This is a genomic window from Pyrobaculum neutrophilum V24Sta (genome assembly GCF_000019805.1).
Taxonomy (GTDB): Archaea; Thermoproteota; Thermoprotei; order Thermoproteales; family Thermoproteaceae; genus Pyrobaculum; species Pyrobaculum neutrophilum.
Genome location: NC_010525.1, coordinates 61195 through 86242 on the forward strand (window position 1 = coordinate 61195; position 25048 = coordinate 86242).

Here is a 25048-nt window from a genome sequence, read left to right on the forward strand (position 1 = left end):
TCCGCATGTCTCTTGGCCAGATCCTAGTGTCTCACGTCCGTTCTGCCATGTTGGCTAAGCTCCGCGGGCAACCTCTTCCCGAGGCCCACCCCGTGCTCTCTGGCATGAGGAGCGGGGTTTTTGTCACTGTGGAGGCCATCGTGAGGTCCGGAGGCTTCGAGAGGAGGGAGGTCAGGGGGTCTCTGGGGGTTGTGGAGCCCTACAGAGATCTGGCGTACGACACGGCGAAGATCGCGGCGAAGCTTGTATACAGCATCCCCCGTTTTACCGAGTTCGACCTTAGGCGTTCTGTGGTTGAGGTGACGCTGGTTGGGGCGCTTCGAGAGTGGGACGGGGAGCTGGAGGGGTTTGGCTGGGGTAGGGAGGGGGTCTACGCCGTGTCTCGCCGGGGGATGGCTGTGGTGCTTCCTCAGACCATGGTGGAGAGGAGGATCTTGGGGGATGCCCTGCATAGATACGTGGAGTCCCTGGTGGGGCCTCCCGAGAGGCTGTACCGGTTCGATACTCAGATCTTCTACGAGCTACACCCCGAGGGGGAGGTTATCGAGAGGGAGCTCTGGAGATCCCGTGTTATTAGGCAATTTCTGGAAGTTGTGCGTTAAGCTTTTATATCTGGGCGCCCCATTTGCCAATGTATATTGAGTTGTTCGTGGTGGCTGGCCAGAGCGTCGATCTTGAGAACGCCCTTAAGAAGGCCGTGGAGGAGCTTAGGGGTCAGGTGCAGAGGGCGGACAAGGTTAGGCTCGCCACCGTCAAGATCAGGCCCGACGCCGTGGACCAGGTGCTTAAGCTCGTTGGGGAGTCGCCCGACAAGATCCCTCCGCACTACAGATCTCTCGTGAACATGCTGAAGAAGTACAGCATATCGAGGTTCCCCGCCGTGGTAGTAGACGGGGTGAAGGTCGGCGAGGGCGACGTCTCCATAGAGGAGGTGCTTAGGGCCGTCCAGGACAGGGCAAGGGCAGAGTTCCCCGAGCTCTCCGCCCTGGAGCTCGTCCCGCCGAGGCCCACCCCCGCCCCGGTTCAGCCCGTACCCGAGGTCCGACCGCTTGAGCCTCCTCCGGAGCCTCAGAAGCCGCCGGCCGAAGCGCCTAGGCCGGAGCCTGTAAGGCCTCCAGAGCCGCCCAGATTTGCCCCTCCGGAACCGCCGAGGCCGCCGCCCGAAGTTCCCAGGGCAGAGCCTCCGCGGCCGCCGCTTGAGCTCCCCAGGCCGGAGCCGCAGCGTCCCGTTGCGGCTGAGCCCGCGCCGTCGGCCCCGGCTGCCCTCCCCAGGCCCGCCGAGGCCTCAGTCCCCCGCCAGCTCACCGCCGTGGTCAAGCTGGTTCTGGGTCGGCCGGACAGCTGCCTAGAGTGTGCCTATTTTGGCCAGCTGACGTCGCGTTGCTTCCTCTTCGGCTTCGCCGTGGCTAACCCCGCCTCGCCGCCTTGTAAACAGTATGTTAGAGGTGGAGGTTAAATACAGGGCGCACCTCGCCGCAGTTAAGAGCCGTCTGCCGTCGCTCGGCTTTTCCCCCTCCGGCGCCCAGTCCGAGGAGGACGTCTACTTCCAGCACCCCTGCAGAAACTTCGCGGAGACTGACGAGGCCCTCCGTGTGAGGGTTGTGGGGGGCAGGGTCGAGGTGACGTATAAGGGGCCGAGGTTGGGCCTCGGCGGTAAGACCAGGGCGGAGATCACGGCGGAGGCCGACTTGGGGGTTCTGGAGGTCTTGGAGCGGCTTGGCTTCAAGCCGGTGGCTAGGATTAGGAAGAGGCGCGAGTACTACACGGGGAGGGGGCTGACCGTGTCCCTCGACTGGGTGGAGGGCCTGGGGGAGTTTGTCGAAATAGAGAAGGTGGTGGAGGGCGAGGGGGAGGTGGCGGCGGCCGTCGCCGAGATCAGGAGGCTTGCGGCTGAGCTGGGGGTGGGGGAGGAGGTGGGGGAGACATATCTGGAGCTTTTCTTGAAGGCTTATAAAGGAGGGGGCTAGACTCTACGTGCAGTTTGGGGAGCTGGTGAAAACCCTCGCCGCTGTGGAGTCCACCACCCAGAGGACCACCATGGTTAAGCTCCTCACCTCCCTCCTCAAGAGGGCGAGGCCGGACGAGGTGGACAAGATAGTCTACTTCGTGCTGGGGGATCTCAAGCCCCCGTGGGAGGGGGTGGAGCTGGGCGTGGCTGAGAAGCTCTGTCTCAGGGCTGTTTCTAAGGCGGCGGGTACGCCGCTGTCTGAGCTGGAGGCAGTCTACAAGCGGACTGGGGACGTGGGCGAGGCGGCCAGGAGAGCCCTCTCCGCGGCTAAGAGGCCGGGTCTCCTGGCGTTTGGCCAGCAGAAGCCTCTGGAGGTGTCGGAGGTGTACGACACCCTCCTAAAGGTGGCGAAGGCGGCGGGGGAGGGGGCGCAGGACATGAAGATATCGCTTCTGGCCTCCCTCTTCGCCAGAGCTACCCCCGAGGAGGCTAAGTACATCGCCAGGTTTGTGGTGGGGAAGCTCAGGCTCGGCGTCGCCGATATGACGTTGCTGGAGGCGCTCTCTGAGGCCTTCGGCGTGGGGAAGGAGGCCCTCGAGAGGGCGTACCACGTGTGGCCAGATATGGGCAAGCTGGCGCGCCACGTGGCCGAGGGCCGGCCCCTCGAGGAGGTCAAGATCACGCCGGGGGTCCCCGTACTCCCCATGCTTGCGCAGAGGCTCTCCAGCGCTTCCGAGATCTTGGCGAAGCTCGGCGGCGCGGCTGTCTGCGAATATAAATACGACGGCGAGAGGGCGCAGATTCACATCAGCGGCGGCTCGGTCAAGATCTTCAGCAGGAGGCTGGAGGACATCACCCACGCCTATCCAGACGTGGTCAAGGCCGTGAAGGAGTCCGTGGCGGCGGGGGAGGCCATACTGGAGGGGGAGATAGTGGCGGTCGACCCAGATACGGGGGATATGTTGCCGTTTCAGGAGCTGATGCATAGGAAGAGGAAGCACGAGGTGGCGGCGGCTGTGGAGAGCTACCCAGCGGTTTTAAACCTCTTCGACGTCCTCTACCTAGACGGCGAGGATCTCACGGGGGAGCCCCTCATCTACAGAAGGCTGAGGCTGTCGGAGGTTGTGCATGAGACGGAGAAGGTCTCGATAGCCAGGTGGAGGCTTTTCGACGACCCCGGCGAGGTAGACGTCTTCTTCCACGAGGCGGTCTCCCTAGGGATGGAGGGCTTGGTCTGTAAATCCCCCACGTCTATATACGAGATGGGGGCCCGGGGGTGGAACTGGATTAAGTACAAGAGGGACTACAAAAGCGAGATGATTGACACCGTGGATCTGGTGGTGGTAGGCGCCTTCTACGGCAGAGGCAAACGGGCGGGGCTCTACGGCGCCTTCCTCCTAGCCGCCTACGACCCCCAGACGGACATGTTCTACACAGTGTGTAAGGTGGGGAGCGGCTTCACCGACGCGGACCTCAAGAAGATGTATGAAGTGCTGCAGCCGTACAAGATCCCGCATAGACACCCGCGGGTGGTCTCGAAGATGACCCCCGACGTCTGGTTCACCCCCCAGGTGGTGATCGAGGTGATCGGGGCGGAGATCACCCTCTCGCCGCTTCACACCTGTTGCCTCGGCGCCGTGAGGCCGGGGGTGGGCCTCGCCATTAGGTTCCCCAGGTTCACCGGCCGGTACAGAACCGACAAATCGCCGGAGCAGGCCACCACGCCGGCAGAGATGGTGGAGCTCTACAAGAGGCAGAAGAAGGTGGCTCAGCCCGAGTAGACCTTCTCCAGGGTCCACCTGAGGACCCTCAGTATCTCGCGCCTCCTGTCCTCGGTCCTGTAGTTGTAGATCTTGATCGCCGTGGCCTCCGCCTCGCCGCCCTCCAGCTCGTATCTAAGCACCTCCTCCTGTTTAAGCGTTCCCTGCCTCGCCTCCCTTGCGTCTTCCTCCCTGTACTTCTGGAGGAACTTGTCCAGGAAGAACCTCTTGAAGAGGCCGTCTAGCCGCACGGGCTCCCTAAATTTGACGTATAGGTAGTTCGGGTAGACCTCCGCCGTCGCGTACACCTCGCCGCCCTTCCCCCTAACCTCCTCCACGGCCTCCGGCTTGGCGACCTGGGCGGCTGTGGAGAAGGACCTCTCCCCTATGGCTTTATCTAGAAGCTCCAGGAGGGAGGTGTAGAGCTTGAGCTCCTCCTGAAGCTTGGCGATCTTCTCCTCCAGCATCTTCCTCACCTCCAGCATCTTCTGGACGTCCACGTCTGCCCCACTACATTTATATTTAAAGTTTTGAAGAGGCGTGGAGATCGCCTCGGTGGGCAACTTGAACTTCGACGTCTACCTACGCGTCTCCGAGCTGCCGGGGCCGGACGAAAACGCGGAGGTTCTCGACTTGTACACGGGGGGAGGGGGCTCGGCGGCTAACTTCGCCGTGGCGGCGGCTAGGCTGGGGCTGGCGCCTAGGTTCATAGGCGCGGTGGGCGAGGACCCCCTGGGGGAGATATCGTTGCGGGAGCTGAGGGAGGAGGGCGTTGACGTAACCTACGTCAAGAGGATAGCGGGGGTTAGGTCGGGGCTGGTGGTCGTCCTCGTCCACCCCGACGGGGTCAAGAGGATGCTGTCCTACAGAGGCGCCAACCTGGGGCTGGCCCCCGGCGACCTCACGCCCGAGAAGTTCCGCGGCGTTAGACACATACACCTCGCCACGGGGAGGACCGAGCTGATACTAAAGGCTAAGGAGGTGGCGAGGGAGGTGGGCGCCTCCCTCTCGGTGGACGGAGGGACTGCGCTGGCAAAGAAAGGCCTTGACATAGTTAGACCGGCGGTGGAGGGCGTAGACGTCCTCTTCATGAACCAAGCGGAGGCGAGGCTCCTCGCCGGGTCGCACGACCACAGAACCGCGGTGGAGAAGCTGGCGAGGGAGTTGCGGGTGGGGGAGCTGGTGGTGACCCTAGGGGCGAGGGGGGCCGCCGCATACGGCGGGGGGAAGCTGTTACACGTCGACGCCTTTAGGGTAGACGCGGTGGACACCACGGGGGCGGGCGACTGCTTCGCCGCCGCCTACATAGCTATGCACCTCAGGGGGCGGGACCCCTACGAGAAGCTTCTGTTTGCCAACGCCGCGGCGGCGATAAAGGTGACTAGGCCCGGCGCGAGGTCCTCGCCCCGCTACGCCGAGGTGGAGGCTTTTCTGGCGTCGCTCGGCTACAAGATTTAAATATTGGGCCGTATGTCGAATAGTGGCGCAGAGAACACAGTGCCTAGGGCCTAGATGCGCCTTTGGCCCAAACGGCACGTCGCTCTTTAGATGCGGCAAGAAGGCCCTAAAGCCGACGATTAGGGGTAACAAGATCGTCTTCTGGTGCACCTGGCTAAACGACGAGTGTATCGGCGCCAAGTGCCAGTATGCCTACTGCGAGGCCAGGGCCATGACCCCGGAGGGCTTCTGCACGTACAAGGCCGCGGGCGGCGAGGAGCAGAAGAGGGATATCTTGGCCGAGGTCAAGAAGATGGAGCAGGAGGTGGAGAAGATCAGGGCACATCTAAAGCGGCAGGGCCTCGGCGACTACCTGTGAAAGCCGTAGTCCTAGCTGCCGGCCTCGGCACGAGGCTAAGGCCGCTTACTTTCCTAGTCCCCAAGGCCCTCGCCACGGTGGGGACGAAACCCCTCGTGGACTACGTAATCGAGTGGCTTAGGTTAAACGGGGTGAGGGAGATAGCTGTGGTGGGGTACTACATGCAGGACGTGCTGGAGAGGTACCTAGCCCAGTTTCACCCAGACGTGGTCTTCCTCAGGTCGAGGAAGCTCCTCGGCACTGCCGGCCAGCTGTACTACGCGAGGGATTGGGTAGATGGAGACGCCGCCGTGGTGAACACAGACGTGTTAACCAACCTAGACTTGAGGGCCCCCGCCGAGCTCCACCGATCGAGGCAAGCGCTTCTAACAGTCGTGGGGCAGATACACAGGGTGTCTCTGAGGTTCGGCGTTTTGGAGGTGGAGGGCGGGATGCTGAGGAGCTGGAGGGAGAAGCCCACCTTGGAATACATAACGTCAACAGGTATTTACATAGTCTCCGAGGGGGTGGTGAAGAGGCTTGGGGAGGAGTACCTCGACATGGACGCCCTCGCCCGGTCTCTGATCCCCAGAGTCGCCGTCTACGTGGCGAAGGAGGCCTTCTTCTACGACGTGGGCACCATCGAGGATCTGTCGAAGGCGCAGGAGGTTAAACTCGACGGTTTAAAGCCGTAACAAATATATATTTTCACGTCACCCGTACGCGATGAGCGTATGTCCAGCGTTGAGGCGTTCCGAGGGGGGGTTCGTATGTGGATACAGCAACAAGCCCATAGACCCCTTCAGTTGGTACTGCATAGGCAACTACGCCGAGTGCCCCATCTTTATCAGGTTTTCACGTGAGAGGCCGCCTGCTCCGAAGCCGGAGGAGGCGCCGAAGCCTCTGGCCGAGGTCCTCCCCCTTGCGCCCGAGAAGGCGGAGGCCGAGTTCGAGAAAGCCATCAAGCCTGTTATAGACAACGTGGTTCTGAAATACGACGACCTCGTGAAAAAGCTAGACGACATGTGGAAGGAGTACGAAAGCGGGGTTGTGGGAGCGCGGAGGCAGTGGGAGGTGGAGAAGATGTCGCTCCTCAGGGCCCAGGAGCTCCTCAGCCGAACCATTGGCGACTACGAAAAGATGCTCGCTGAGGTGGAGCTCAAGAGGGACTTCATGCCGCAGGACGCCTACGAAACCACTAGGAAGGACCTAGAGGCAAAGCTGGAGGCGCTGAGGAGCCTCCTCGAGGAGGTCCGCTCCAAATACGCCGCGTTGGAGGAGGGGCTGGGCGCCCACTTCAAGAGGGTGCTCTCCACCTCCACAAGCACGGAGGTCATCTCTCTAAAGCTGTCGCTGTCTAAACTCGACGAGCTTCTAAAGGAGGGCAAGATATCTCGCGACACCTACGAAAAGCTTAAGAAAGAGCTGGAGGAGCTGTTGAAATGAGCCTCGACGTAGCGTATCTGGCCCTAGGCGAGCTGGAGAAGCTCCTTTCGCAGTACGACGAGAGGCTAAAGGGCATCGAGGACACGTGGAAGGCCTTCGTAGACGCCTCCGCCAAGGCGAAGGCCAGCTGGGACGCGGACCTCCCCAAGATAAAGATCAGGGTAGACCAGCTGAAAAACGTGGTGGAGAGCTTGAGAAAGGAGCTGGAGGTTCTGCTGGCCAAGAGGGAGCTCGGCCTCATCTCTGAGAAGGACTACCTAGACCTAACCGCGGAGCTACAGAAGAAGATCGACGAGTACCAGGAGAAGCTAGCCGCCCTAACCCAGAAGATATCCGAGATCGAGAGCCGCATACTCTACCTCTGGTCGAGGTCTCTCACCAGGGACTACCTGGCGAAGTTCGACCTGGTGGAGCTGGAGAAGAGGATCGAAGATGCAAAAGCCGCCGGTAGGATAGACGACGAGACGTACGCGAGGGTTAAGCAGGAGATCGCCCTGATGAAACACACCTGGGAGCTCCTAAACCTCGTCGCGCCGCCCCCCAAGCTGTGACCCCGCCCTAAAGGGCGGTGGCTGTAGTAGCCTTGGCTACACGCGGTCTGTAGCCGCCATCGCGCCCGGCGGCATCAGTTAAAAACGGCCGCGTAGAGGTGGAGGTGTTTACGGTAGAGGTGCCGGAGGGCTATTCGGCGCTGGTGAGAGGCCCGGCTAAAGTCCGTTGCCGGGGGGCGTGCAGGGTCTTCGGCGGCTTCTTCCAAGGCTTCGAGGTGCCGCCCCACAAGCAGTACCCCGTAGAGGGCCCCGCCGTATTTGAGCTAGAGAGCGGCCTTCTTGCGTTGGCGAGAGGGTCAGCCATCCCGCGGGACTGGGATATGGAGCTGGAGGGGGTGGTGGCGCTTGTGGGCCCCCCGGACTCCGGGAAGAGCAGCCTCTCCACCTACCTGCTGAATACACACGTGGCGAGGGGGAGGAGCGTATGCGTCGTCGACGCCGACGTTGGACAATCCGACATAGGGCCGCCGGGCTTCGTGGCCTACAGCTACACGGCCGCCCCCGCCCCCCACATCTCCGAGCTGGAGCCCCACGACGCCTACTACGTCGGCTCCACAAACCTCCAGGGACTAGAGGAGCTGTTGGTCGCCGGAGTCGTATGGGCGGTGAAGAGGTGCCAAGCCCACTACCCCCATCTAACGGTGGTGAACACCCCCGGGTGGACGACGGGCAGAGGGATCCAGCTCCTACGCGCCGTCGTAGACGCGGTAGCCCCCGCCGTTGTAAACATAGGAGAGGCTCTGCTCCCGGGACGCCGCGTCTCGAAGCCAGCCCAGGTGCTCCCCAGGGGGCCTCAGGAGAGGAAGGAGCTGAGGAACCTCTCCTACAGGAGACACGTAAAAATCGTCGACAGGGTTGAGATAAGCCACGACATGCTCACCCTCTGCACGTGGGAGAGGGGGCTCAACTGTCCCTGGGGGAGATACCTCCCGGCCGACGTGGCTGAGCCACAGAAGAGAGGCCGCGAATACGCCGTCCCTCCACACCACCTGAGACACCTCTTCGCCGGGCTCTACAGAGGAGGCCGCCTCGCCGGCTACGCCATAGTCGAAAAATTCGAGCCAAGGCCCACAGCCTACGTCACCGCAACGGACTTCGACGAGGTACGCATAGGGAAAATACGCCTGGACCCCCACGCCCTAGAGGAGCTGGAGCCACTGCCCTAGCGGGCCCGGTGGGATTTGAACCCACGACCTACGGCTCCGCAGGCTCGGCGGACCAGAGGTCCTCCGCCGCTCCATCCAGGCTGAGCTACGGGCCCCGCAACAAGTAGAGCTAGGCTATAAGAATTTTTCTACCGGCCTAGGCGGCTAGACGACGGCGCCCGCCAAGACCTACCTCCTGCCGCCCCCTACCACGGCCCGCAGACCCGCCGGCTCCACGCATAAGAGCCGCGCCTTTTAGAACAGCGCGTCTTATCCGCTCCCCTGTCCACGGCCTAAAAACAGCTCAATAATTGGCGAGATGAGGGCCTTCAGATGGGCGCGGCCCTTGGGGAGAAGACGTTGGTGCCCCGGCCGGGATTTGAACCCGGGTCACGGGCTCGAAAGGCCCACATCCTTGTCCGGGGTGGAGGCCACCCGACCGGGCTAGACTACCGGGTGGGGTAGCCGGCTGGCTACGGCCCCCGTCTAGCCGGGGCTGGTTTCTACATAGCTCTGGGATTTATACTTTTCTACAGTGGAACCTCAGCGTCCCCTCTGTGAGAGCTCTGTAGATGAGGCATCTGCCCTCCTCCCCTGAACACCTCGCCGTACATGTGATGGTGTAGCCGTCGATTTCGCACTCCAGCTCGTAGGGCTCCCCCGTCTTGTCTATATACCGGATGCCAACCCCGTAGGCCAACGCGGCGAGTAGCAACTCTGCGGGGGTCAGCTGCGTGACGTCTATCTCCTTACCGTTTACCGTTACTTTCCCGCCTGCTACTCTGGCCTTATAGCTCCTCTTGTGCATACCAACGCGCATGCGCCGCATCCGGTGCAGGTCTGGAGTAGCTGGGGGACGCCCCCCGGGGTTGGGGCCACGGCCGGGCACCCCGTTTTTAGACAGTCGCCGCATCGGTCGCACAAGCTCGGGTCTACGACGTAGCGCCTCTGGTCTGGGCTGTAGCCGACCACGCGCCTTTCAAAGAGCTGGCAGGGGTCTCCGCCCTCGTCGAGAACTACGGCGTAGCCGCCCAACTTCGCCAACTCCTCCACCAGCCGATCTCTGGCTTTTGCGATGGCTACCACGGGGCCTGCGCTGTAGCCGCCCGCCAGAACCCCCAGGGCTATGGCCGCGGCCTTGAGCGGAGGCAGATACACGTCGACGACCTCGGCGACCTCGGAGGGGCTGTGCCATGTTGGGATAACCATGTAGTCGGGGGAGCCGGCGCTCCGGGGCTGTAGCCTCACGTCGGAGATAACCACGGGCGTGGCGTCTAGAGCCTTCAGCTTCTGGTAGAGACACGCCATAAGCGGGAGCAGGCGGTGGCCCACAGCCGGTTCCTCGCCGGCGCGAGCCCACCGCCACGGCCTTAGGTAGTGTTTATTGAAGGTGGAGACCCTCCTCCTCTCGGTCGCGGGAAGGGGGCCCTCGTACCCCACGGGGGTGGAGTAGGCCTCGGAGTAGTCCGCAGCCTCCTGGAGATCTTTGAAACACGGCAACTCGGGGGGACACGGCGTAATCAAGAGGGCGCCCCACACGCCGCCTACCGCCGCCTTCACCGCCTCTGGGCTGGGCCTCGCCACGGCCAACGCCCGCCGGAAGGTGATGGAGAGACCCAGCGCTATGGCCAGTTTTTCGTCTTCGCCGTAGTCCCCGTCTACTATGTACTCAACCATGGATCTTGAGCTTCACCACCAGCTTCTTGAGGGCGGCCTTCTCCGATGGGAAGTGGTCAAGAGGCTTCGGCCCGTTGATCTTCACCCAGAGGCAGCGGTCCGAGAGGTATATCTCCCCCGTCTTGAGGTTCAGCACCAGCGGATATATCCGGCAGGAGAGAGGCTTCTTCTCGTGTATAGTGCACTTCCCCCTGTAGAAGGGGCACCAACCCTCTATCACCCACCGGTGGAGCTTCACGCCGTTGTACTCGCCGTAGGGCACGAAGTTGAGTTTTACACCTATCTTCTCCGCCTCTCGCTGGAGGACTGGGATCTCCTCCTCCAGCACCACCGGCGCATCCTCGGGGCTGTCAAATCTGCAACAGTCGGAGGGGCAGCCGATTGGGCATGAAAACATGGCGCCTCCACAGCCCCCGTTTAAATCTCTACCGTCTTATATATATATCAAAAGTATTTTTGTCGTAAGTAGATATACTTTCTATTATGAGCTCTAGTGTATTCGTAAAGGTGGCGGCGTCTGTCATCTCCCAAAGATATGTATTTGGTATCCCCTTCCCTCTTGGAATAGCTAAAGTTCAATTTATAAATTTTCAAAATAACGTTTAAATATATGTCGCATAGGGGTAGCACATGAAGAAAGAGAAGAAGGAGGAGAAGAAAGAGGAGAAGAAGAAATAACGGCCCGCCGCGTTAAGATTTTTAAAACCCCCGTCTTTTTCCCTCCCATGGTCAAGGTCATCGACGTCGGTAGAGTCGTGGTGAAGGTCCTGGGCAGGGAGGCGGGTAGAAAAGCTGTCGTTGTAGACATCGTAGATGAGAACTACGTAGTTATCACGGGGCCGAAGCAGCTTACCGGAGTTAGGCGGAGGAGAGTGAACGTTAACCACATAGAGCCGACCGACAAGAAGGTGGAGGTCAAGAGGGGGGCGTCCGACGAGGAGGTGCTGAAAGCCGTCGAGGCGGCGGGGCTGGCAGACTACATGCGCGAGCGGGTTAAGCCGCAGATGTTTGGGATAACGGCGTCGGAGGTTAGGTGAGGTGCGGAAGCAGAGAGGTTTTTGTAAAGATACAGGAGGCCACTAACCCGGAGTGGGGCAAGCCGCCCTCTCGGCGCTCTGCGGAGGAGCACATCAAGTATTCCCTTGTCCTTCTGGACAAGCCCAGGGGGCCCAGTAGCCACGAGGTGGCGGCTTGGGTGAAGAAGATACTCGGCGTGGAGCGGGCCGGCCACGCGGGGACGCTCGACCCCAAGGTATCCGGCGTACTGCCGATCGCAGTGGCCGAGGGCACGAAGGTGCTTCTTGCGCTTTCTCGCTCAGATAAAGTCTACGTGGCTGTGGCGAAGTTCCACGGGGATGTAGACGAGGGGAAGCTCAGGGCTGTGTTGGGGGAGTTCCAGGGGATCATCTACCAGAGGCCTCCCCTCCGCTCCGCGGTGAAGAGGCAGCTGAGGACTAGACAGGTGTACTCCATCGAGCTTCTGGAGCTAGACGGGAGATACGCCGTGATTAAGATGCATGTCGAGGCCGGCACCTACGCGAGAAAGCTTATCCACGACATTGGGGAGGTGCTGGGCGTGGGGGCAAACATGAGGGAGCTCAGGAGGGTGGCCGTCTCTTGCTACACGGAGGAGGAGACCGTCACGCTACAGGACGTGGCGGACGCCTACTATATATGGAGGAAGTACGGCGACGACACCTACCTCAGGAGGGTTCTGCTACCTATTGAAGAAATCGCGAGGCACCTCCCCAAGATCTGGGTTAGAGACAGCGCGGTGGATGCCCTCTGCAACGGTGCCCCCCTTGCGGCCCCGGGTGTGGCCAAGTTCGAAGCGCCGTTTTCAAGAGGCGAGCTCGTGGCGTACTTCACCCTCAAAGGCGAGCTCATAGGGGTAGGCAGAGCTTTGGTAGACAGCGAGGAGGTGAAGAAGATGGAGAAGGGGCTGGTGGCTAGGACAGACAGAGTGGTGATGAAGAGGGGGACGTACCCGCCGCTGTGGAAGCGTCGTGGCGAGGGGGCTAAAGCTTAAAAGGGGGAGGGTTTAGAGGTAACGTGGGGGAACGTCCTCCAATACGCCGTATAGTGATAGACGCCGCTATACCTACTAAGGGGATAACGATAGTGGATGTGGCTAAGGAGCTCTACCGGGTCGAGGGGGTTAAGGCGGTGCGCGTGACCGTAGACGACGTAGACGTCGACGTGCTCGGCCTCGCCATAGTCGTCGAGGGGGTCAACGTCGACTACGGAGAGCTGGAGAAGGCCTTGGAGAGGGTGGGGGGCGTGGTGCATTCGATAGACGAGGTGGTGGTTGGGGAGTATATACCGGAGGCGGGGGCGACGACGTGAGATACCTCGTCCTCGGCGCGATAGACGGCATCATCAGCGCGGGGACCCTCTCCGCCTCCCTAATACTAAGGGGGGGCGCGGTGAGCCTCGACTTCGCCCTATCGTTGGCGGTGGTGGTAGCCTCCATAAACTCGCTTACGGTTTTCGTGGCGGAGTTCTCACACCAGCTTCGGGAGGTGAGGGAGGTGTCTTACAAGGTCTCCCTGAGGGAGGAGGCGCCTAGGTGGACGTTGCTCCACAGACGCGCACTCTTCTCCACGTTTAGATCTGCGCTTTCGAACTTCGCCGCCTCGCTCCTTGGGGCGGTCTCCGTGCTGGTGCCGGCATCCTTCGCGCCGCACGCCACCTTTGTGGCGATCGCCGCGGCCGTGTTAGCCGCGAGCGCGGCGGTGGCGGGGGGCTCGCCGAGGGAGTTTCTGGAGTTCGCCGCCATGGCGGGGGCTGCCATTGGGGTAGGCCTCGCCGTGGGCTTGGCGTTCCCCGTGATCTCTTAGATTTATATACACCGCAGGTATAGCACGTGGCTACGTTACCTGTCGAATATCTGAGGACCACCAGGCTGTTTAGGGAGAGGGTGGGGGATGTGGAGATAATATCCTTCGAGGTGCCCGTCCACAAGTACTTCTCAAGGAACGAAATCCCCTACCTAGCCACAGCCCTCGAGGCAGATCCGCGGAAGTTGGAGAACATGCTCTCCGACATGAGGTACGGGAGGGTGGCGGTGGAGAAGCTCTGGGCGTATAGGCTAGACGGCGATTTGATACGGGAGAGCAAGAAGGTCCTCCTGCCCGACCTTGCGGCAAATAGGGAGGTAGACGGCGAGGTGGACGAGCTTGAGGACGCCAAGATCTTAAAAATACACGTGGCCGGCGTGAGGGAGCTCGTGAGGATATTCGTCAGAAGGCAACAGGGCTATAGGGAGGTGGTCGTATACAGAAAGCCGCCTCATCCGGCGCTGATTAGGTACGTGGCGTTTCTCTAAAGATTTAAGGGCGTCTATACGGCCACCCGATGAAGGTCGCGGTGGTCGGCATAGGGGGTTGGGGGAAGAACCACCTCCGCGTTGTGACGCAGCTGAAGGGGGAGGACCTAGTGGAGGTGGTATACGCCGTAGATATAGACGAGGCGCGGCTTAGGTGGGCCGAGAGGGTCTACGGGGCGCGGCCTGTGAAGGGCGTCGAGAAGGCGCAGGATCTAGACGTAGACGCGGCGATCATCGCAACGCCTACGTCTCTCCACGCCGCACACGCGGCCGTCTTCCTATCCAGGGGAATCGCCACGCTTGTGGAGAAGCCCTTCGCCGCCTCGCTAAGGGAGGCGCACGAGTTGCTTGACGCCGCCGGCGGCACCCTCGTCACAACGGGCTACCTGCTGAGGTTCCACCAGGGGGTGAGACACGTGAGGAACAACCTGGGCAGGCTCGGCAGGTTCCTCACGGCGTATGGCAAGAGGACCTCCAGGTGGCCTGTGAGGCCGGGAGACGTGGGCGTGATAAAGGACTTGGCTATACACGACGTGGACCTCCTCACATATATCACGGGGAGGCGGGCCGCCTCGGTCTACGCCCTGGGGGGCTCCACGAGGGGTCAGTACGAGGACCACGCCCAGATCTTCGCGAGGTACGACGGCGCCTCGGCGATCTTTGAGGCCAACTGGCTAACGCCGTATAGGTTTAGGAAGCTGGAGCTCACGGGAGACCAGGGCATCTACGTGGTGGACTTCGCCACAGACGAGGTGTATTTCTACGGCGAGGAGGGGGTCTACCGCCCCCGTATAGAGATGGCGGAGCCTCTGCTGGTGCAAGACAGGGAGTTTATAAAGGCGGCGGCGGGGAGGGGGGGCGAGGTTGTGGACAGAGAGGACATCCTCTACACCATGAGGTTCTGCGAGGCGGCGGTGGAGTCGATAAAGACGGGCCGCGTGGTGTACCTAGACGAGCTCCACACGTAAACTTCGCCATCCTAAACACTGAGGCTTTTTACAACGGGGGGCACACCTATATGAAGCCGGGAGAAGAGCTCACGTTGGGAGAGCTCGAGAAGCTGGATATGGGGCACGACTTCAAGCTGGCCTTGTCTAGAGCGGCCGAGGGGGGCAACGTATACCTCGTGGGCCCCCCCGGCAGTGGAAAAACCGCGATGCTTAGGAAGCTCGGGCTCTACCTCTCGAGGCTGGGCCGGGGGGCTCTATACCTAAAGCTCGAGTGGGTGAAATACGGCTGGAGCCTCTCCGACTACGTCAAACACTACGGCGATAAAAGCCGCCAGCTCCTGGGAGGCGAGATCGGAGACGTCGTTCTCCTCGACGACGGGGAGCTCCTCTGGGGCTACGGCTCCGCCTACAGAAACATAGTGAGAGACGTCAGGGGGAGGCAGATAGTTGGGGCTTTTAGGGAATTCGACGTAGACGCCGCCACGTTGCTCTTCGGGGACGGCTTGACCATCTACATACAGCGCCACCACGCGCCGCGGGAGGCGGCCTCAAAGGTGCCGCTTGGACTTGCCTTCTTGAACAAAACCGTGGAGATCACGGTAATATAGAAAGCAGAGCGAGGAGGTTGTTCAGCCCGTGGAGAACTATAGACGATAACGCCCCACCCTTTTTGAAGGAGTAGGTTAGGATGAGGCCCGACGCGAAATACAGCGGCGTCAGCGCGGGGAGGCCGTGGACCAGGGCAAAGGCCAGGGAGTTCCCGACGTAGCCCACTAGGGCGCCTGCCCTCCTCTCCAGCTCGGTGTAGAGGATGACTCTAAAGAGCGTCTCCTCGACGACGGGAGCTAGGACGACGGCGGTGATGAAGAAGTACAGCAGCCAGCTCGGGCAGCCGGCAATGGCCTCCAGTAGCTCCCTGGTAAAGGCCTCGTACTCCCTCAGGATCGGGCTAAGCAAGGCCTCAAGCCCCCACAGAGCCGCGAACATGCCGAGCGAGACGAGGAAGTACCTCGGCCTCAGGGTTAGGTACCGCCTCGAGTAGTAGACCACCGGCGTCAGCGCTAGATAGGCCGCGGCCATGGGGATCGCCAAGCCGCAGCCGGGCGCCAGCAACGCGGCGGCGCCCATGGCTATAAACATAGCGGGGAGCGACAGCGCTAAGACGACGAGACGCATAGATATATACATGTCTCCACTTATAAACGTGGAGATATACGCAGTAGCGGCTACGGCGGGGAGGAGGAGGCTCTTCATAGACCTAACCCATTGGGGTTTGGTGGAGAAGCGCCTCAGGCCCTTCCTCGTCAACTCCGGCTGGCCCCAGGGGCTGGCCTCTCCGCCTGTCGACATCGGCGTATATATTCGTGAGGTCGAGGAGGTGTACAGAGAGGCTCTGGAGGAGGCCGCGGCGGCCCACGCCGAGTTTATAAAATCCGCTAGGCTGTGGCCGCTGCGTTTTCTAATGCCGGTGCAGATAAAGGCGTCCGCGGCCCCTTGGGAGGTTAAGACCCACGTGGAGTCCGTCTTGGGTAGGAACCTCGCCCAGGTCAAGGCCGTAGGCTCCGGCCGCGCCCCGCTTGAGGTGAAAAACGGAGCTGTATACGTCGGCGGGGTGCCCTCCCTGGGCCACACCTACCTCAAGCTAGCCGGCGCTCTTCCGATATAGAGACGGCGCCTCCGAACCTGGCCTTCAGCAACTGGACGAGCCTCCCCACGGCGGCGTCCACAAGCCTGTCCGCCTCGCCTCTGTCGAACGCGCTGGCGTAGACGTGGATGTACAAGAGCGGGGCCTCCACCTCGCGGCCCCTTGGGTGAGATTTCACATATATCCTCGGGTCTAGCCGTAGCACCTCCCGAATAATAGGCGCAACGTCGGCCTCGGGCACGCCCCTAACCTCCAGCCCCCTCTCGGCGAAAAACACGGGAGGCCCCCGCGACTTGAGAAGAGGCTCTACGTACCCCTCGAAGATGGCCTCCATCTCCCTTGGGACACCTGGGAGGAGAACCACCACCTTCCCACCCGCCTCGTATAGGACCCCGGGGGCCGTCCCCACTGGGTTTGGCAGCGGCCTCGCGCCGGGAGGCATCTGGGCCATCTTGACCCTCTCCGGCGTGAGGGGGTACCCCCGCGATCTGTACCTCTCCTCGACCATCCTCAAGGCCTCCTCGTTCACCGCAGGATCGACCCCCAGGGCTCTGCAGAAGGCTATGTTGGTTATGTCGTCTGGCGTCGGCCCGAGGCCGCCCGTCGAGACGACCACGTCTGCCCTAGCCAGGGCCTCTCTAAAGACCTCGGCTATGTCCTCCTCCACGTCTGGGACCGTCACGATGCGCCTCACGGCGTAGCCCAGGTAGGTGAGCCTGCCGGCTAGCCACGACGCGTTTGTGTTCACCACCCTCCCTATAAGTAGCTCGTTTCCCACGGTGACGATCCAAGCCGCGCCTTTATGCATGTAGAGGGCTAGCCCGAGATTTTTAGCTCTTCTCTAATCACCAGCGCCAGCCCCACGAGCGTGACGGCGACTCCGACGGCCTGCACCGGTACGCCGAACACGGCGGGACCCCCGGCGGGCACCTCCCCGAGCACGGCCGCTGCAAGCAACGCCGCGCCGACCGGCTCGCCGAGGGTTGCAACGGCGATTGTGACAGCGCGGTATCTCCCGAGCAGGTAGTTGAACACGGTGTGTCCCGCCATCATAGGCACCGAGGCTATGAGGAGAAACATGGCGAAGGTGTAGCCGCTGTAGTTCGTGAGATTGACCCCGAGGGCGAGCCCAACCGCAAGCGAGATAAGGGCCGCTACGCCGTAGGAAACAGCCGTATAGCCTAGGGTTCCAACGGCGGCTCTGACGAGGCGGCCTACGGCCAAGTAGCCGGCGAAGGAAAGAGCGCCGGCAAGAGCCAACAGATTGCCCAGCAAGCCGCCCGGAGATAGGGTGATCAAAACGCTACCGGCTACAGCCACGGCGGCCCCCACCGCCGTACCCCTGCCCACCCTCTCCCCCAGCCTCCTAGACAGAGGGAGCATAAAGAGGGGGTGGACGTTGACGAGGGTTGTGCTAGCCGCCACGGTGGTCAAGAAGAGGGACGGTATCCAGCTCAAGAAATGAGCCGCGAGGAAGACGCCCGAAAGCGCGGAATACGTCAAGGCCCTCCCCCGCGGGAGCTCCAGCCCCCGGACAAGCCCAAGCGTCAGCACAGCCGCGGTTGCGAAGGCAAGTCTCCAGAAGGTAATGGCGATGGGGTCGGCGGGGGTGAGCCTAATGAGCACAGAGGCGCTCGATATCGCCAAGACGCCCACAGGCAGAAGCCAGAGCATACACTAAAGTTGTTATATACAAAACGCGTCTTGTGGCATGGAGTTCCCGGATCTGGAGCTCACGGCGCACACGGGGGAGAGGGTGTCGCCTGCCAGAGCGCCCAAGGCCGTTGTCTACTTCTTCCCGAAGGCCTTCACCCAGGGATGCACGAGGGAGACCGTGCGGTTCAACGAGCTCTACCCGAGGTTCAGAGAGAGGGGGTACGAGGTGTATGGGGTTTCCACAGACGGGGTGGAAACCCTGAGGAGGTTCGCGGAGAGGTACAAGGTGCAGTTCAAGCTCCTCAGCGACGAGGGGGGGAGGCTCGCGTCGCAGCTGGGCATCCTTAGGCCTACGGGCACCGCCGAGCGGGTCACCTACATAGTAGTGGGCGGCAGGGTTGTCCACGTGCTTAGGGGGCTTAAATCCGCCGACGAACACGCCGACCGCGCCCTAGAGCTGACATGAGGAGGTACAGGGTGGAGGGCCCCTGCCCGGAGCTCGGCATGGTCTTGGCGAAGATGACCGCGGAGCTGGCCCCGGGGGAGGAGGCGGTTGTGGAGAGCCGATGGCGCTACGTGGCTACAGATCTCGCAAAGTCTGCGGGGCTCGTGAGGATGTCGGTGGTGGACGTCAAAGAGGGGCCAGGAGGCGTTTTCGAGATACGCGTCAGAAAGTTAGGATGAGGTCGGCCTCCCTCGCCAGCGCTAGGAAGGTGAGGGAGCCGGCCACCTCTACGCCCTCCAGCGGCTCTATGCCGAGCATCTTAACCACCGGCTCGTCTACGTAGACCTTGACGCCGGTGGATAGGCACTCCCTAGCTAGATCCTCCAGCCTCCGGGCTCCCAGCCTCCTCAGCCTCCACCTTATGTACAAAGACGCCAACGGAGTCAGCCCCAGCAGCCTGGTCTTAGGCCTCCTGCTGAATAGGTAGGCGCCGAGGCCCGTGGCGAAAAGGTGCACCTCGTAGCCCAGGGACCTCGCCGAGAGGGCCACCACCAGCGCGTGGTAGGCGCGCGCCAGGTCGTTGTCTGACAGCATTATAACCGCCTTAGGCATAAATACCCATGTGTCGAGGTATATAAGTGACGAGCCAATGCAGGCGGCGACTAGATGACCGGTGACCTGCCGGCTGATTTAAAGGAGGGACACCTCTCCCCGATTGGGCAGACGCCGCATCTGGGGCTCCGCGCTCTACACACGTCCCGGCCAAACTGGATAAGCTTTAGGTGGAATTCTAGGTATCTGGCCGGGGGCAGTCTATCCATAAACCACCGGCTGATCTCGTCGTAGCTCCTCCCGATTCCCCACCGCCTGGCTATGCGGGTTATGTGGGTATCCACGGGGAAGGCGGGCAGGCCTATGTTGACCAACACCACGTCTGCCGTCTTCTTGCCGACGCCGGGCAGAGACATGAGGAACGCCCTGGCCCTCTCGGCGCCCATCTCCAACAGCCTCTGGGGGGTTATGCCGTGTTTTAGAAAGGCCTCCGCCAGAGCCTTTAGGGCCCTTGCCCTGATTCTGTACATACCCGCCGGCTTGATCAACGCCGCCAGCTCCTCCTCCGCGAGCTTCGCCACAGCCTCCGGCGTTATGGAGCCCAGCGCCCTCTTCAAGCTGTTGAAGGCCTTGAAGGCGTTTTTATCGGAGGTGTTTTGGCTCAGCACAACCGCCACAACCAGCTCGAAGAGGTTTCCGCCGCTTCGCCACACCACCGGCGCTATAAACTCCTCAACCCTCAGCTGTACATATCTGTCGACCACCTCTATGTAGTCCACGTATGCTAAACCCTGCCCTTATATAACCCTGCCGCCGCCCATCTGTGGAAGAGCTGAGGTTCAGCCTACGCAAGTCCGACTTCGACAAATTCGCCGAGAGGCTGGGGGTTAGGCCCGAGGAGTTGCTCAACGAGCTCAAGGCGGAGGTGGTGAAGGTGGGGCCCGGCTTCCGCTACGTGATCGACATGGAGGACTTCTTCTACTTCGTCGTCTCGAGGCTCTACGGACAGAGGAAGGCCGAGCGCCCAGGCGCGGCCCCGCCCGAGAAGTTCGAGGAGGTCCTCAACAAGGCGATAGACAGATTCGCCGGCGCTAGCGGATATGCGAAGCTGGTAGATGTGAGAAACGCAGTGGTGCAGGAGCTGGGCATCGGCGAGGAGGAGTTCGGGAGGAGGCTCGCGGAGCTTATCCAAGCCAAGAGGGGCCAGTACGTCCTGCTGGAGGGCGGCGACTTGAAGGTCCAGATAGGGGCGAAGAAATACGGCTTCATAAAGAGGATCGAGAGGAGGTCGGTGGCGGAGGTCGTGTACTACTAGAGAGATACAGGCCCTTGGTTTATTAGCCACCGGCAGAGAAGAACGTGGGTTGCGACATACCAAGGTGGCCCGTCGCCGGGGAGAGCTTCCAGTTGGGGGGAAGAACCTGGATTAGAGCAGCGGAGACCCTCGTGAAGCTGACGTCTGCCTTCCCCATGGCCGTCCTGCTGGGGAGGGCGGGGATGGGCAAGTCGCAGGTGGCCTACGAGGTCTGCAGGATGACCAACTGCATATACATAGATCTGACCGAGGTGGGGGAGAGGAACATGGCCAACATAGCGGCTATAGTGGCGTGGCGGATCCTCGCTAAATACGGCGGTAGAGACCCCAGAAACAGAGTCGCCGAGGCATACCGGAAGTTCGGCTACGAGGGTCTTCTCTCGCTGGCGAGGGGCGACCCCGCCTGGACGCTGAGGACCGCCCTCGAGCTGGCGGGGCCGCGGGTTGTGGTGGTCTTAGACGAGTTGCTCCCCTCGGCGGAGGACCCGAAGTTCTTCGACGTGGCGTATATACTACACAGGGTCAGGAACATGCATCTGCCCAACGCCTCCTTCCTAGTAACAATGCTGCCCGAGGTGTACGAGAAAATAGTCGAGAGGATCCCGCCGCTTGGGAACTTCTTCCTACACATAACCGTGCAGCTGCCGGACGTTATACCAGAGGACGAGGTGGAGGAGATAGTATCCGTCTACTGCCCGGAGAAGGCCGAGTTGGCCAGGAAGATCCTCGCCGAGAGGCCGGACGCCACGGTGAGGGAGCTCCTCCTGGCCTTGAACAACATGCCCTCTAGGAGATACATCGAGCTCACCCCCACCGACTGACAGCATAAATAGCAAGCCTTGCCCTCTAGGGCGGGGAGGGGGTCATCTGTATATATATATATAGCGGGGAAGTATCACCCCCCATGATTAGGTCTCAAACCGTCAAGGAGATCCTGGACCACTACAGGGTTATATGGGCGTTGGGGCACGCCCAAGCGCTGATGGGCTGGGACTCGGAGACGTACATGCCGGAGGAGGGGGTCAAGGGGCGGGCCGCCGCCAGGGCCGAGATCGCGCAGCTTATTCAGAGGTTTATGCTTGATGAGAAGTTCGTCAAGCTCTTGGATAAGGCCGAGGAGGAGAGGGATCTCACAGACGTGGAGAGGGGCATCGTCCGGGTGCTCAAGAGAGATCTGAGGTTCTACACCAGGGTGCCCCCCGAGGTGGTGAAGGAGCTCGCTAAGGTCACCTCCGAGGCTTTTGTGGCGTGGAGGGGGGCCAAGGAGAAGGCCAGGTTCGACCTCTTCGCGCCTTATCTGGAGAAGATAGTTGAGCTCTCCAGGGTGGTCGCCGAGAAGCTCGGCTACGAGGAGCATCCCTACGACGCGCTCCTCGACCTATACGAGGAGGGGCTTACGTCGAGAGACGTGGAGTCGATATTCTCCACCCTGGAGCCCGGCATAAGGTCGCTCCTCAACAAGCTGGAGGCGAGGGGGTGGCCCAGAAGCCACCCGCTTGAGGAGGCTCCCTACGACAGGCCTGCCCTCGAGGCCGCCATTGCGGAGGTGCTTGACCTCCTCGGCTACCCCAGGGGGAGGTTCAGGGTGGACGTGTCGCCGCACCCCTTCACCATCGGCATCGCGACGCCGTACGACGTGAGGATCACGGTTAGATACAGGGGGGTCGACTTCAGAGAGCCGCTCTTCTCGGCGCTCCACGAATACGGCCATGCTCTGTATGAGCTAAACGTGGCGGAGGAGCTGGCCATGACGCCCGTCGGAACCGGCGTATCCCTCGGAGTGCACGAGAGCCAGTCGAGGTTCGTGGAGAACGTGGTGGGGAGGAGCCGGGAGTTTATACAGAGGATCTCCCCGATATTGAGGAGGCGTCTCCCCCTCCTCTCGAAGTACGGCGACGAGGATCTGTTCTACTACTTCAACCTGGTTAGGCCGAGCCTGATACGTACAGAGGCCGACGAGGTGACCTACAACCTACACATACTCCTGCGGTATAGGCTGGAGCGCCTCATGATAACGGGCGAGGTGAAGGTGAGCCAGCTCCCCGAGCTTTGGAACAGCGAGATGGAGCGGTTGCTTGGGGTAAAGCCGCGTAACGACGCGGAGGGGGTTCTGCAGGACGTCCACTGGTCCCACGGCTCGATAGGGTACTTCCCCACCTACACCCTGGGGAACGTCGTGGCGGCTATGATCTACTACAAACACGGCAACGTACGCGGCCTCGTCTCAGAGGGCAACTTCGCCGCGGTTAAGGAGTACCTCCGGGAGAAGATACACAGGTGGGGTAGCGTCTACCCGCCGAAGGAGCTGCTCAGGAGGAGCTTCGGCGAGGCGTACAACGCCGGCTACCTCGTGAAATACCTAGAGGAGAAGTACCGCTAGCACATCTCGCAGAGCTGAGACACGGCGTTGCAGAGGTCCCCCGACCTCGCGTAGCCCCCCTCTTTATACATGAAGCTCCCCCACGCCAGCTCGAAGTCCTCTATCTTCACCGCGGCCAGAAGCTCCTCTATACGCGGCGTCTCTGCCCCCACAACCCCGGCGAGCCTAGCCGCCTTCACCACGTAGTTGTTGAGGCCCACCCTGGCGCGGAAGAGGACGTACCTCGCCGCGTCGCACCTATCGGCGAGTTTGACCACCCTCCCGTCGAAGTAGAGGGGACGCCCAAGCTTGGCCGTCACCCCGGCTGCGGCCTGGGCGGCTAGAACGCTCGCCAGCTTGAAGGTCCTGCCGCCGTACGGCACCGAGGTGAGAAACAGCAGGTTTATCTCGTCGCTTACCACGTGCACGAACTCGGCCCCATGCTGGGCTGCCAAGTCCCTCGCCACCTCGGCGATGGCCGTGTGCACAAGCCGGCTCCTAGGCGCTGGGAAATCCCTAAGCCTTTTGCCGAAGCCCACGCCGTCTAGCCTCACGGCCACCGGCGGCGAAGCCGGCTCGCATACGGCCTCCCGCTCTCTGTAGCGCATCTCCAGATGCCTGGGGTTCTCCATGAGCAACCTCTTGAGGGGGTCCACGCCTCTAGTTAGGGATTTAAATAAGAGCGTTGTAGAGTCGGGTGAGGCTTAAGTTCCGCACCGTCGTTTTGGGGGGGACCTTCGACACGCTCCACTCGGGCCACGTCAAGCTCTTGGCCACAGCTACGTTAATCGGCGAGAGGATACTCATCGGGCTGACAAGCGACTCCTTCGCCTCCACCTACAAGCAGTACAAGGTGAGGCCGCTCTCGGTCAGGCTTGGAAACGTGAAAAACTTGATGAGCCTCATCGCGCCGGACAGAGAGGTGGTTTATACAGAGATCGACAACCCCTACGGACCCGCCGTCGAGCTGCCCTCCCTAGACGCCATAGTGGCGAGCATAGAGACGGCGCCGCGCGCACTGGAGATCAACGAGGAGAGAGCCAGAAGGGGGCTAAGGCCCATGGAGATCGTCGTGATCTCCACGGTGAGAGACGGCTTCGGCCACGTCCTCTCCTCCACCTACATCAGAAGGGCGCTGGAGAAGCTAGAGGCCAAGTAGCGCCCGGTAGGTCTCGAAGGCGCCGGCGCAGTCCCCAACACAGAGAGTGGGGCCCCCCAGCAGATCTATCCTGCTGTAGCTCCCCGCCTCGCCCCTCAAGAACCTGGGCACGTTGGCGTAGACGATCTCCGAATGTCTGAGGTCTCTGAAGAGGACGAGGTAGTTATACACGGCGGACCACGCGGCGTAGGGATCCGCCTCGGGGTTCGCCAAGCCGTATTCCTCAAGCCCCACCTGGGGAGCCCTGGGCTTCACCTTCACGGCACGCTTCGCCAACTCGGCCACGTAGAGGACGTTTTCAACATCGACGTGGCTGTCGGCGGGGCTGTGGTATCTATCCCAGGCGTCTCTCAGCGACGAGATGGTCAAGGCGGGGAGCCCCCACCTCTCGTAGTGTACGCTGTCGAAATACGCCACGGGCCACTCCACGGGGCCAAGCGACTTAAGCTCCTCGTGGAGGTAGGGCATGGCGTAGATGCGGGGGGTCCCAACCCCCACCACGTCCACGTTCACCAACAGGGTAGGCCTCCAGCGCCTCAGGTAGTTGAAAGACCCCCAGGCCCAGTAGAAGGACGGCACATGCGGCGCCACCCCCTCCTCCGCCGTGAAAAGCCCGAGGGCGATGGGGAACTCCCCCGCGGCTAGCTCGACGAACGCTAAAACAGCTGCCTCAACCCCCGCGCAGTTGTCCGTAGCGCCTACAAGCCAGTGGTCCCAGTGGGCCGATATCATGGGGGTGTTCTCGAAGCTGTTAAAGGCGATCAAGCTGTAGCTGTACGTAACCCTAGACCTGGTCGCCACCTCCAGCCTCGCCCGCCTGCCCAAGTGCCGTTTGAGGTCTCCGAAGCTCGCCGCCGGTATAGGCGGCGGGGCGGCGTCGCTCTTGAACCCGGGCTCGCCGGTGACCACTATCCGACGCGGCCGCTCCCCCGTGAAGACGACGGCCGAGGCCCCCCGGCGCGCGGCCTCTAGAACTATGTACTTTGCGTCGTCTAAATCCGCCGGGAGGTCGGCAACGGCTATGTTCCCCTCCACGTCGCCGTCTAAAGGCGCCAGCCTCCCCTCCACCGAGGTTGGGCGGGAGTAGGGCATCGCCAGGCCCACCTCCTCCTCGCCCCCCACCACGAGCCTCGTGCCGAGGTCCTCCCAGTGTAGGACCTCCACAGGCGATAGGTGGAACCAGAGGCTCGGCGAGTCGAGGAAGGCCATCAGCCACTGTAGAAACTCCCTCTCGGCGGGGGACCCCGCCACGAGATCCCTGTAGGAGGTGCATTTTGCGTACACCTCGGCCACGTCAGGGAGGGGCTAAGGATTTAA

The 25048-nt window shown here is 61.7% G+C and carries 35 protein-coding genes and 2 tRNA genes; 24 read left to right on the forward strand and 13 right to left on the reverse strand.

What is annotated here, in order from left to right:
* Nucleotides 1-5: 5 nt before the first annotated feature.
* The 4 genes from TNEU_RS00315 to TNEU_RS00330 are packed head-to-tail and all read left to right on the forward strand — an operon-like array spanning nt 6 to nt 3729.
* Nucleotides 6-602 (forward strand): AMMECR1 domain-containing protein, encoded by a 597-nt coding sequence (locus tag TNEU_RS00315; RefSeq protein ID WP_012349444.1) that lies wholly within the window; start codon nt 6-8, stop codon nt 600-602.
* Between the two features lie 29 nt (nt 603-631).
* Nucleotides 632-1456, forward strand: a complete 825-nt coding sequence (locus TNEU_RS00320) for a hypothetical protein (RefSeq protein ID WP_012349445.1) — start codon at nt 632-634, stop codon at nt 1454-1456.
* Entirely contained in the window at nt 1437-1967 is a 531-nt protein-coding gene (gene cyaB, locus TNEU_RS00325) for a class IV adenylate cyclase (RefSeq protein WP_012349446.1), read from the forward strand. The genes TNEU_RS00320 and cyaB overlap by 20 nt, the downstream gene beginning before the upstream one ends.
* A 7-nt stretch (nt 1968-1974) precedes the next feature.
* The gene (locus tag TNEU_RS00330) at nt 1975-3729 is read left to right on the forward strand and encodes an ATP-dependent DNA ligase (protein WP_012349447.1); all 1755 of its coding nucleotides are present in this window, start codon (nt 1975-1977) and stop codon (nt 3727-3729) included.
* Here the strand turns inward: TNEU_RS00330 and TNEU_RS00335 are convergent.
* Entirely contained in the window at nt 3717-4208 is a 492-nt protein-coding gene (locus TNEU_RS00335) for a hypothetical protein (protein ID WP_012349448.1), read from the reverse strand. The genes TNEU_RS00330 and TNEU_RS00335 overlap by 13 nt on opposite strands.
* A gap of 40 nt (nt 4209-4248) precedes the next feature.
* Here TNEU_RS00335 and TNEU_RS00340 point away from each other — a divergent pair, with 40 nt between their 5' ends.
* The 6 genes from TNEU_RS00340 to TNEU_RS00365 all read left to right on the forward strand — a co-directional run bounded on the left by TNEU_RS00340 (nt 4249) and on the right by TNEU_RS00365 (nt 8666).
* Nucleotides 4249-5166: a carbohydrate kinase family protein gene (locus tag TNEU_RS00340; RefSeq protein ID WP_012349449.1), complete on the forward strand. Its 918-nt coding sequence runs from the start codon at nt 4249-4251 to the stop codon at nt 5164-5166.
* A 22-nt stretch (nt 5167-5188) separates the two neighbouring features.
* A complete protein-coding gene (locus TNEU_RS00345) occupies nt 5189-5524 on the forward strand; it encodes a hypothetical protein (RefSeq protein ID WP_012349450.1) in 336 nt (111 codons plus the stop codon).
* Nucleotides 5521-6198, forward strand: a complete 678-nt coding sequence (locus TNEU_RS00350) for a nucleotidyltransferase family protein (protein WP_012349451.1) — start codon at nt 5521-5523, stop codon at nt 6196-6198. Before TNEU_RS00345 ends, TNEU_RS00350 begins: the two co-directional genes overlap by 4 nt.
* Nucleotides 6199-6229: 31 nt before the next feature.
* A complete protein-coding gene (locus TNEU_RS00355) occupies nt 6230-6949 on the forward strand; it encodes a hypothetical protein (protein WP_012349452.1) in 720 nt (239 codons plus the stop codon).
* Nucleotides 6946-7500, forward strand: coding sequence for a hypothetical protein (locus TNEU_RS00360; RefSeq protein ID WP_012349453.1), 555 nt, complete (start codon nt 6946-6948; stop codon nt 7498-7500). The genes TNEU_RS00355 and TNEU_RS00360 overlap by 4 nt, the downstream gene beginning before the upstream one ends.
* 104 nt (nt 7501-7604) lie before the next feature.
* Nucleotides 7605-8666, forward strand: coding sequence for a Clp1/GlmU family protein (locus tag TNEU_RS00365; RefSeq protein WP_148682250.1), 1062 nt, complete (start codon nt 7605-7607; stop codon nt 8664-8666).
* Here the strand turns inward: TNEU_RS00365 and TNEU_RS00370 are convergent.
* The 5 genes from TNEU_RS00370 to TNEU_RS00390 all read right to left on the reverse strand — a co-directional run bounded on the left by TNEU_RS00370 (nt 8667) and on the right by TNEU_RS00390 (nt 10719).
* Nucleotides 8667-8761, reverse strand: a tRNA-Arg gene (locus TNEU_RS00370). It lies immediately after the preceding gene.
* A 245-nt stretch (nt 8762-9006) separates the two neighbouring features.
* Nucleotides 9007-9125: transfer RNA gene (locus TNEU_RS00375), tRNA-Glu, on the reverse strand.
* A gap of 40 nt (nt 9126-9165) precedes the next feature.
* Nucleotides 9166-9453 (reverse strand): hypothetical protein, encoded by a 288-nt coding sequence (locus TNEU_RS00380; RefSeq protein WP_012349455.1) that lies wholly within the window; start codon nt 9451-9453, stop codon nt 9166-9168.
* The gene (locus tag TNEU_RS00385; protein WP_012349456.1) at nt 9423-10322 is read right to left on the reverse strand and encodes a ferredoxin family protein; all 900 of its coding nucleotides are present in this window, start codon (nt 10320-10322) and stop codon (nt 9423-9425) included. Before TNEU_RS00385 ends, TNEU_RS00380 begins: the two co-directional genes overlap by 31 nt.
* The gene (locus TNEU_RS00390; RefSeq protein ID WP_012349457.1) at nt 10315-10719 is read right to left on the reverse strand and encodes a YkgJ family cysteine cluster protein; all 405 of its coding nucleotides are present in this window, start codon (nt 10717-10719) and stop codon (nt 10315-10317) included. The genes TNEU_RS00385 and TNEU_RS00390 overlap by 8 nt, the downstream gene beginning before the upstream one ends.
* A 328-nt stretch (nt 10720-11047) precedes the next feature.
* On the opposite strand from TNEU_RS00390, the gene TNEU_RS00395 reads away from it, so the two are divergent.
* The 7 genes from TNEU_RS00395 to TNEU_RS00425 are packed head-to-tail and all read left to right on the forward strand — an operon-like array spanning nt 11048 to nt 15208.
* On the forward strand, nt 11048-11359 hold the full coding sequence (locus tag TNEU_RS00395; RefSeq protein ID WP_012349458.1) for a 50S ribosomal protein L14e: 312 nt from the start codon (nt 11048-11050) through the stop codon (nt 11357-11359).
* Nucleotides 11356-12351: an RNA-guided pseudouridylation complex pseudouridine synthase subunit Cbf5 gene (locus tag TNEU_RS00400; protein ID WP_012349459.1), complete on the forward strand. Its 996-nt coding sequence runs from the start codon at nt 11356-11358 to the stop codon at nt 12349-12351. Before TNEU_RS00395 ends, TNEU_RS00400 begins: the two co-directional genes overlap by 4 nt.
* Before the next feature lie 23 nt (nt 12352-12374).
* Entirely contained in the window at nt 12375-12668 is a 294-nt protein-coding gene (locus TNEU_RS00405; RefSeq protein WP_012349460.1) for a DUF211 domain-containing protein, read from the forward strand.
* A complete protein-coding gene (locus TNEU_RS00410) occupies nt 12665-13162 on the forward strand; it encodes a hypothetical protein (protein WP_012349461.1) in 498 nt (165 codons plus the stop codon). Before TNEU_RS00405 ends, TNEU_RS00410 begins: the two co-directional genes overlap by 4 nt.
* Before the next feature lie 26 nt (nt 13163-13188).
* The gene (locus tag TNEU_RS00415) at nt 13189-13650 is read left to right on the forward strand and encodes a hypothetical protein (RefSeq protein WP_012349462.1); all 462 of its coding nucleotides are present in this window, start codon (nt 13189-13191) and stop codon (nt 13648-13650) included.
* Nucleotides 13651-13679: 29 nt separating this feature from the next.
* Nucleotides 13680-14618: a Gfo/Idh/MocA family protein gene (locus tag TNEU_RS00420; RefSeq protein WP_012349463.1), complete on the forward strand. Its 939-nt coding sequence runs from the start codon at nt 13680-13682 to the stop codon at nt 14616-14618.
* Between the two features lie 50 nt (nt 14619-14668).
* The gene (locus tag TNEU_RS00425; protein ID WP_012349464.1) at nt 14669-15208 is read left to right on the forward strand and encodes an ATP-binding protein; all 540 of its coding nucleotides are present in this window, start codon (nt 14669-14671) and stop codon (nt 15206-15208) included.
* Here the strand turns inward: TNEU_RS00425 and TNEU_RS00430 are convergent.
* The gene (locus TNEU_RS00430) at nt 15195-15776 is read right to left on the reverse strand and encodes a CPBP family intramembrane glutamic endopeptidase (RefSeq protein ID WP_012349465.1); all 582 of its coding nucleotides are present in this window, start codon (nt 15774-15776) and stop codon (nt 15195-15197) included. The two genes, TNEU_RS00425 and TNEU_RS00430, sit on opposite strands and share 14 nt — an antisense overlap.
* A gap of 28 nt (nt 15777-15804) precedes the next feature.
* Between TNEU_RS00430 and TNEU_RS00435 the strand changes: the two genes are divergently transcribed.
* Nucleotides 15805-16266, forward strand: a complete 462-nt coding sequence (locus TNEU_RS00435) for a hypothetical protein (RefSeq protein ID WP_012349466.1) — start codon at nt 15805-15807, stop codon at nt 16264-16266.
* Here TNEU_RS00435 and TNEU_RS00440 read toward each other — a convergent pair.
* Both TNEU_RS00440 and TNEU_RS00445 read right to left on the reverse strand, forming a co-directional pair.
* A complete protein-coding gene (locus tag TNEU_RS00440) occupies nt 16238-17053 on the reverse strand; it encodes a nicotinamide mononucleotide deamidase-related protein (protein WP_012349467.1) in 816 nt (271 codons plus the stop codon). The two genes, TNEU_RS00435 and TNEU_RS00440, sit on opposite strands and share 29 nt — an antisense overlap.
* A gap of 8 nt (nt 17054-17061) precedes the next feature.
* Complete coding sequence (locus TNEU_RS00445; RefSeq protein ID WP_012349468.1) at nt 17062-17919, reverse strand: EamA family transporter; 858 nt, start codon at nt 17917-17919, stop codon at nt 17062-17064.
* Nucleotides 17920-17956: 37 nt separating this feature from the next.
* Between TNEU_RS00445 and TNEU_RS00450 the strand changes: the two genes are divergently transcribed.
* Both TNEU_RS00450 and TNEU_RS00455 read left to right on the forward strand, forming a co-directional pair.
* Nucleotides 17957-18367: a peroxiredoxin gene (locus tag TNEU_RS00450; RefSeq protein ID WP_012349469.1), complete on the forward strand. Its 411-nt coding sequence runs from the start codon at nt 17957-17959 to the stop codon at nt 18365-18367.
* The gene (locus TNEU_RS00455; protein ID WP_012349470.1) at nt 18364-18585 is read left to right on the forward strand and encodes a hypothetical protein; all 222 of its coding nucleotides are present in this window, start codon (nt 18364-18366) and stop codon (nt 18583-18585) included. The genes TNEU_RS00450 and TNEU_RS00455 overlap by 4 nt, the downstream gene beginning before the upstream one ends.
* Here TNEU_RS00455 and TNEU_RS00460 read toward each other — a convergent pair.
* Both TNEU_RS00460 and TNEU_RS00465 read right to left on the reverse strand, forming a co-directional pair.
* Complete coding sequence (locus TNEU_RS00460; protein ID WP_012349471.1) at nt 18569-18958, reverse strand: DsrE family protein; 390 nt, start codon at nt 18956-18958, stop codon at nt 18569-18571. The two genes, TNEU_RS00455 and TNEU_RS00460, sit on opposite strands and share 17 nt — an antisense overlap.
* 50 nt (nt 18959-19008) lie before the next feature.
* A complete protein-coding gene (locus TNEU_RS00465; RefSeq protein ID WP_012349472.1) occupies nt 19009-19677 on the reverse strand; it encodes an endonuclease III domain-containing protein in 669 nt (222 codons plus the stop codon).
* A gap of 44 nt (nt 19678-19721) precedes the next feature.
* On the opposite strand from TNEU_RS00465, the gene TNEU_RS00470 reads away from it, so the two are divergent.
* The 3 genes from TNEU_RS00470 (at nt 19722) to TNEU_RS00480 (ending at nt 22593) form a co-directional block, all read left to right on the forward strand.
* A complete protein-coding gene (locus TNEU_RS00470; protein ID WP_012349473.1) occupies nt 19722-20213 on the forward strand; it encodes a hypothetical protein in 492 nt (163 codons plus the stop codon).
* Between the two features lie 44 nt (nt 20214-20257).
* Complete coding sequence (locus TNEU_RS00475) at nt 20258-21034, forward strand: ATP-binding protein (RefSeq protein WP_012349474.1); 777 nt, start codon at nt 20258-20260, stop codon at nt 21032-21034.
* Nucleotides 21035-21117: 83 nt separating this feature from the next.
* Entirely contained in the window at nt 21118-22593 is a 1476-nt protein-coding gene (locus TNEU_RS00480) for a carboxypeptidase M32 (protein WP_012349475.1), read from the forward strand.
* Here the strand turns inward: TNEU_RS00480 and TNEU_RS00485 are convergent.
* Entirely contained in the window at nt 22590-23228 is a 639-nt protein-coding gene (locus tag TNEU_RS00485; RefSeq protein WP_012349476.1) for a tRNA(His) guanylyltransferase Thg1 family protein, read from the reverse strand. The two genes, TNEU_RS00480 and TNEU_RS00485, sit on opposite strands and share 4 nt — an antisense overlap.
* Before the next feature lie 41 nt (nt 23229-23269).
* Here TNEU_RS00485 and TNEU_RS00490 point away from each other — a divergent pair, with 41 nt between their 5' ends.
* Nucleotides 23270-23731 carry a phosphopantetheine adenylyltransferase gene (locus TNEU_RS00490; protein ID WP_012349477.1) on the forward strand — a complete coding sequence of 154 codons (462 nt, stop codon included), beginning with the start codon at nt 23270-23272 and terminating at the stop codon, nt 23729-23731.
* Here the strand turns inward: TNEU_RS00490 and TNEU_RS00495 are convergent.
* Nucleotides 23717-25024, reverse strand: coding sequence for a M28 family peptidase (locus tag TNEU_RS00495; protein ID WP_012349478.1), 1308 nt, complete (start codon nt 25022-25024; stop codon nt 23717-23719). The genes TNEU_RS00490 and TNEU_RS00495 overlap by 15 nt on opposite strands.
* Between the last annotated feature and the right edge of the window lie 24 nt (nt 25025-25048).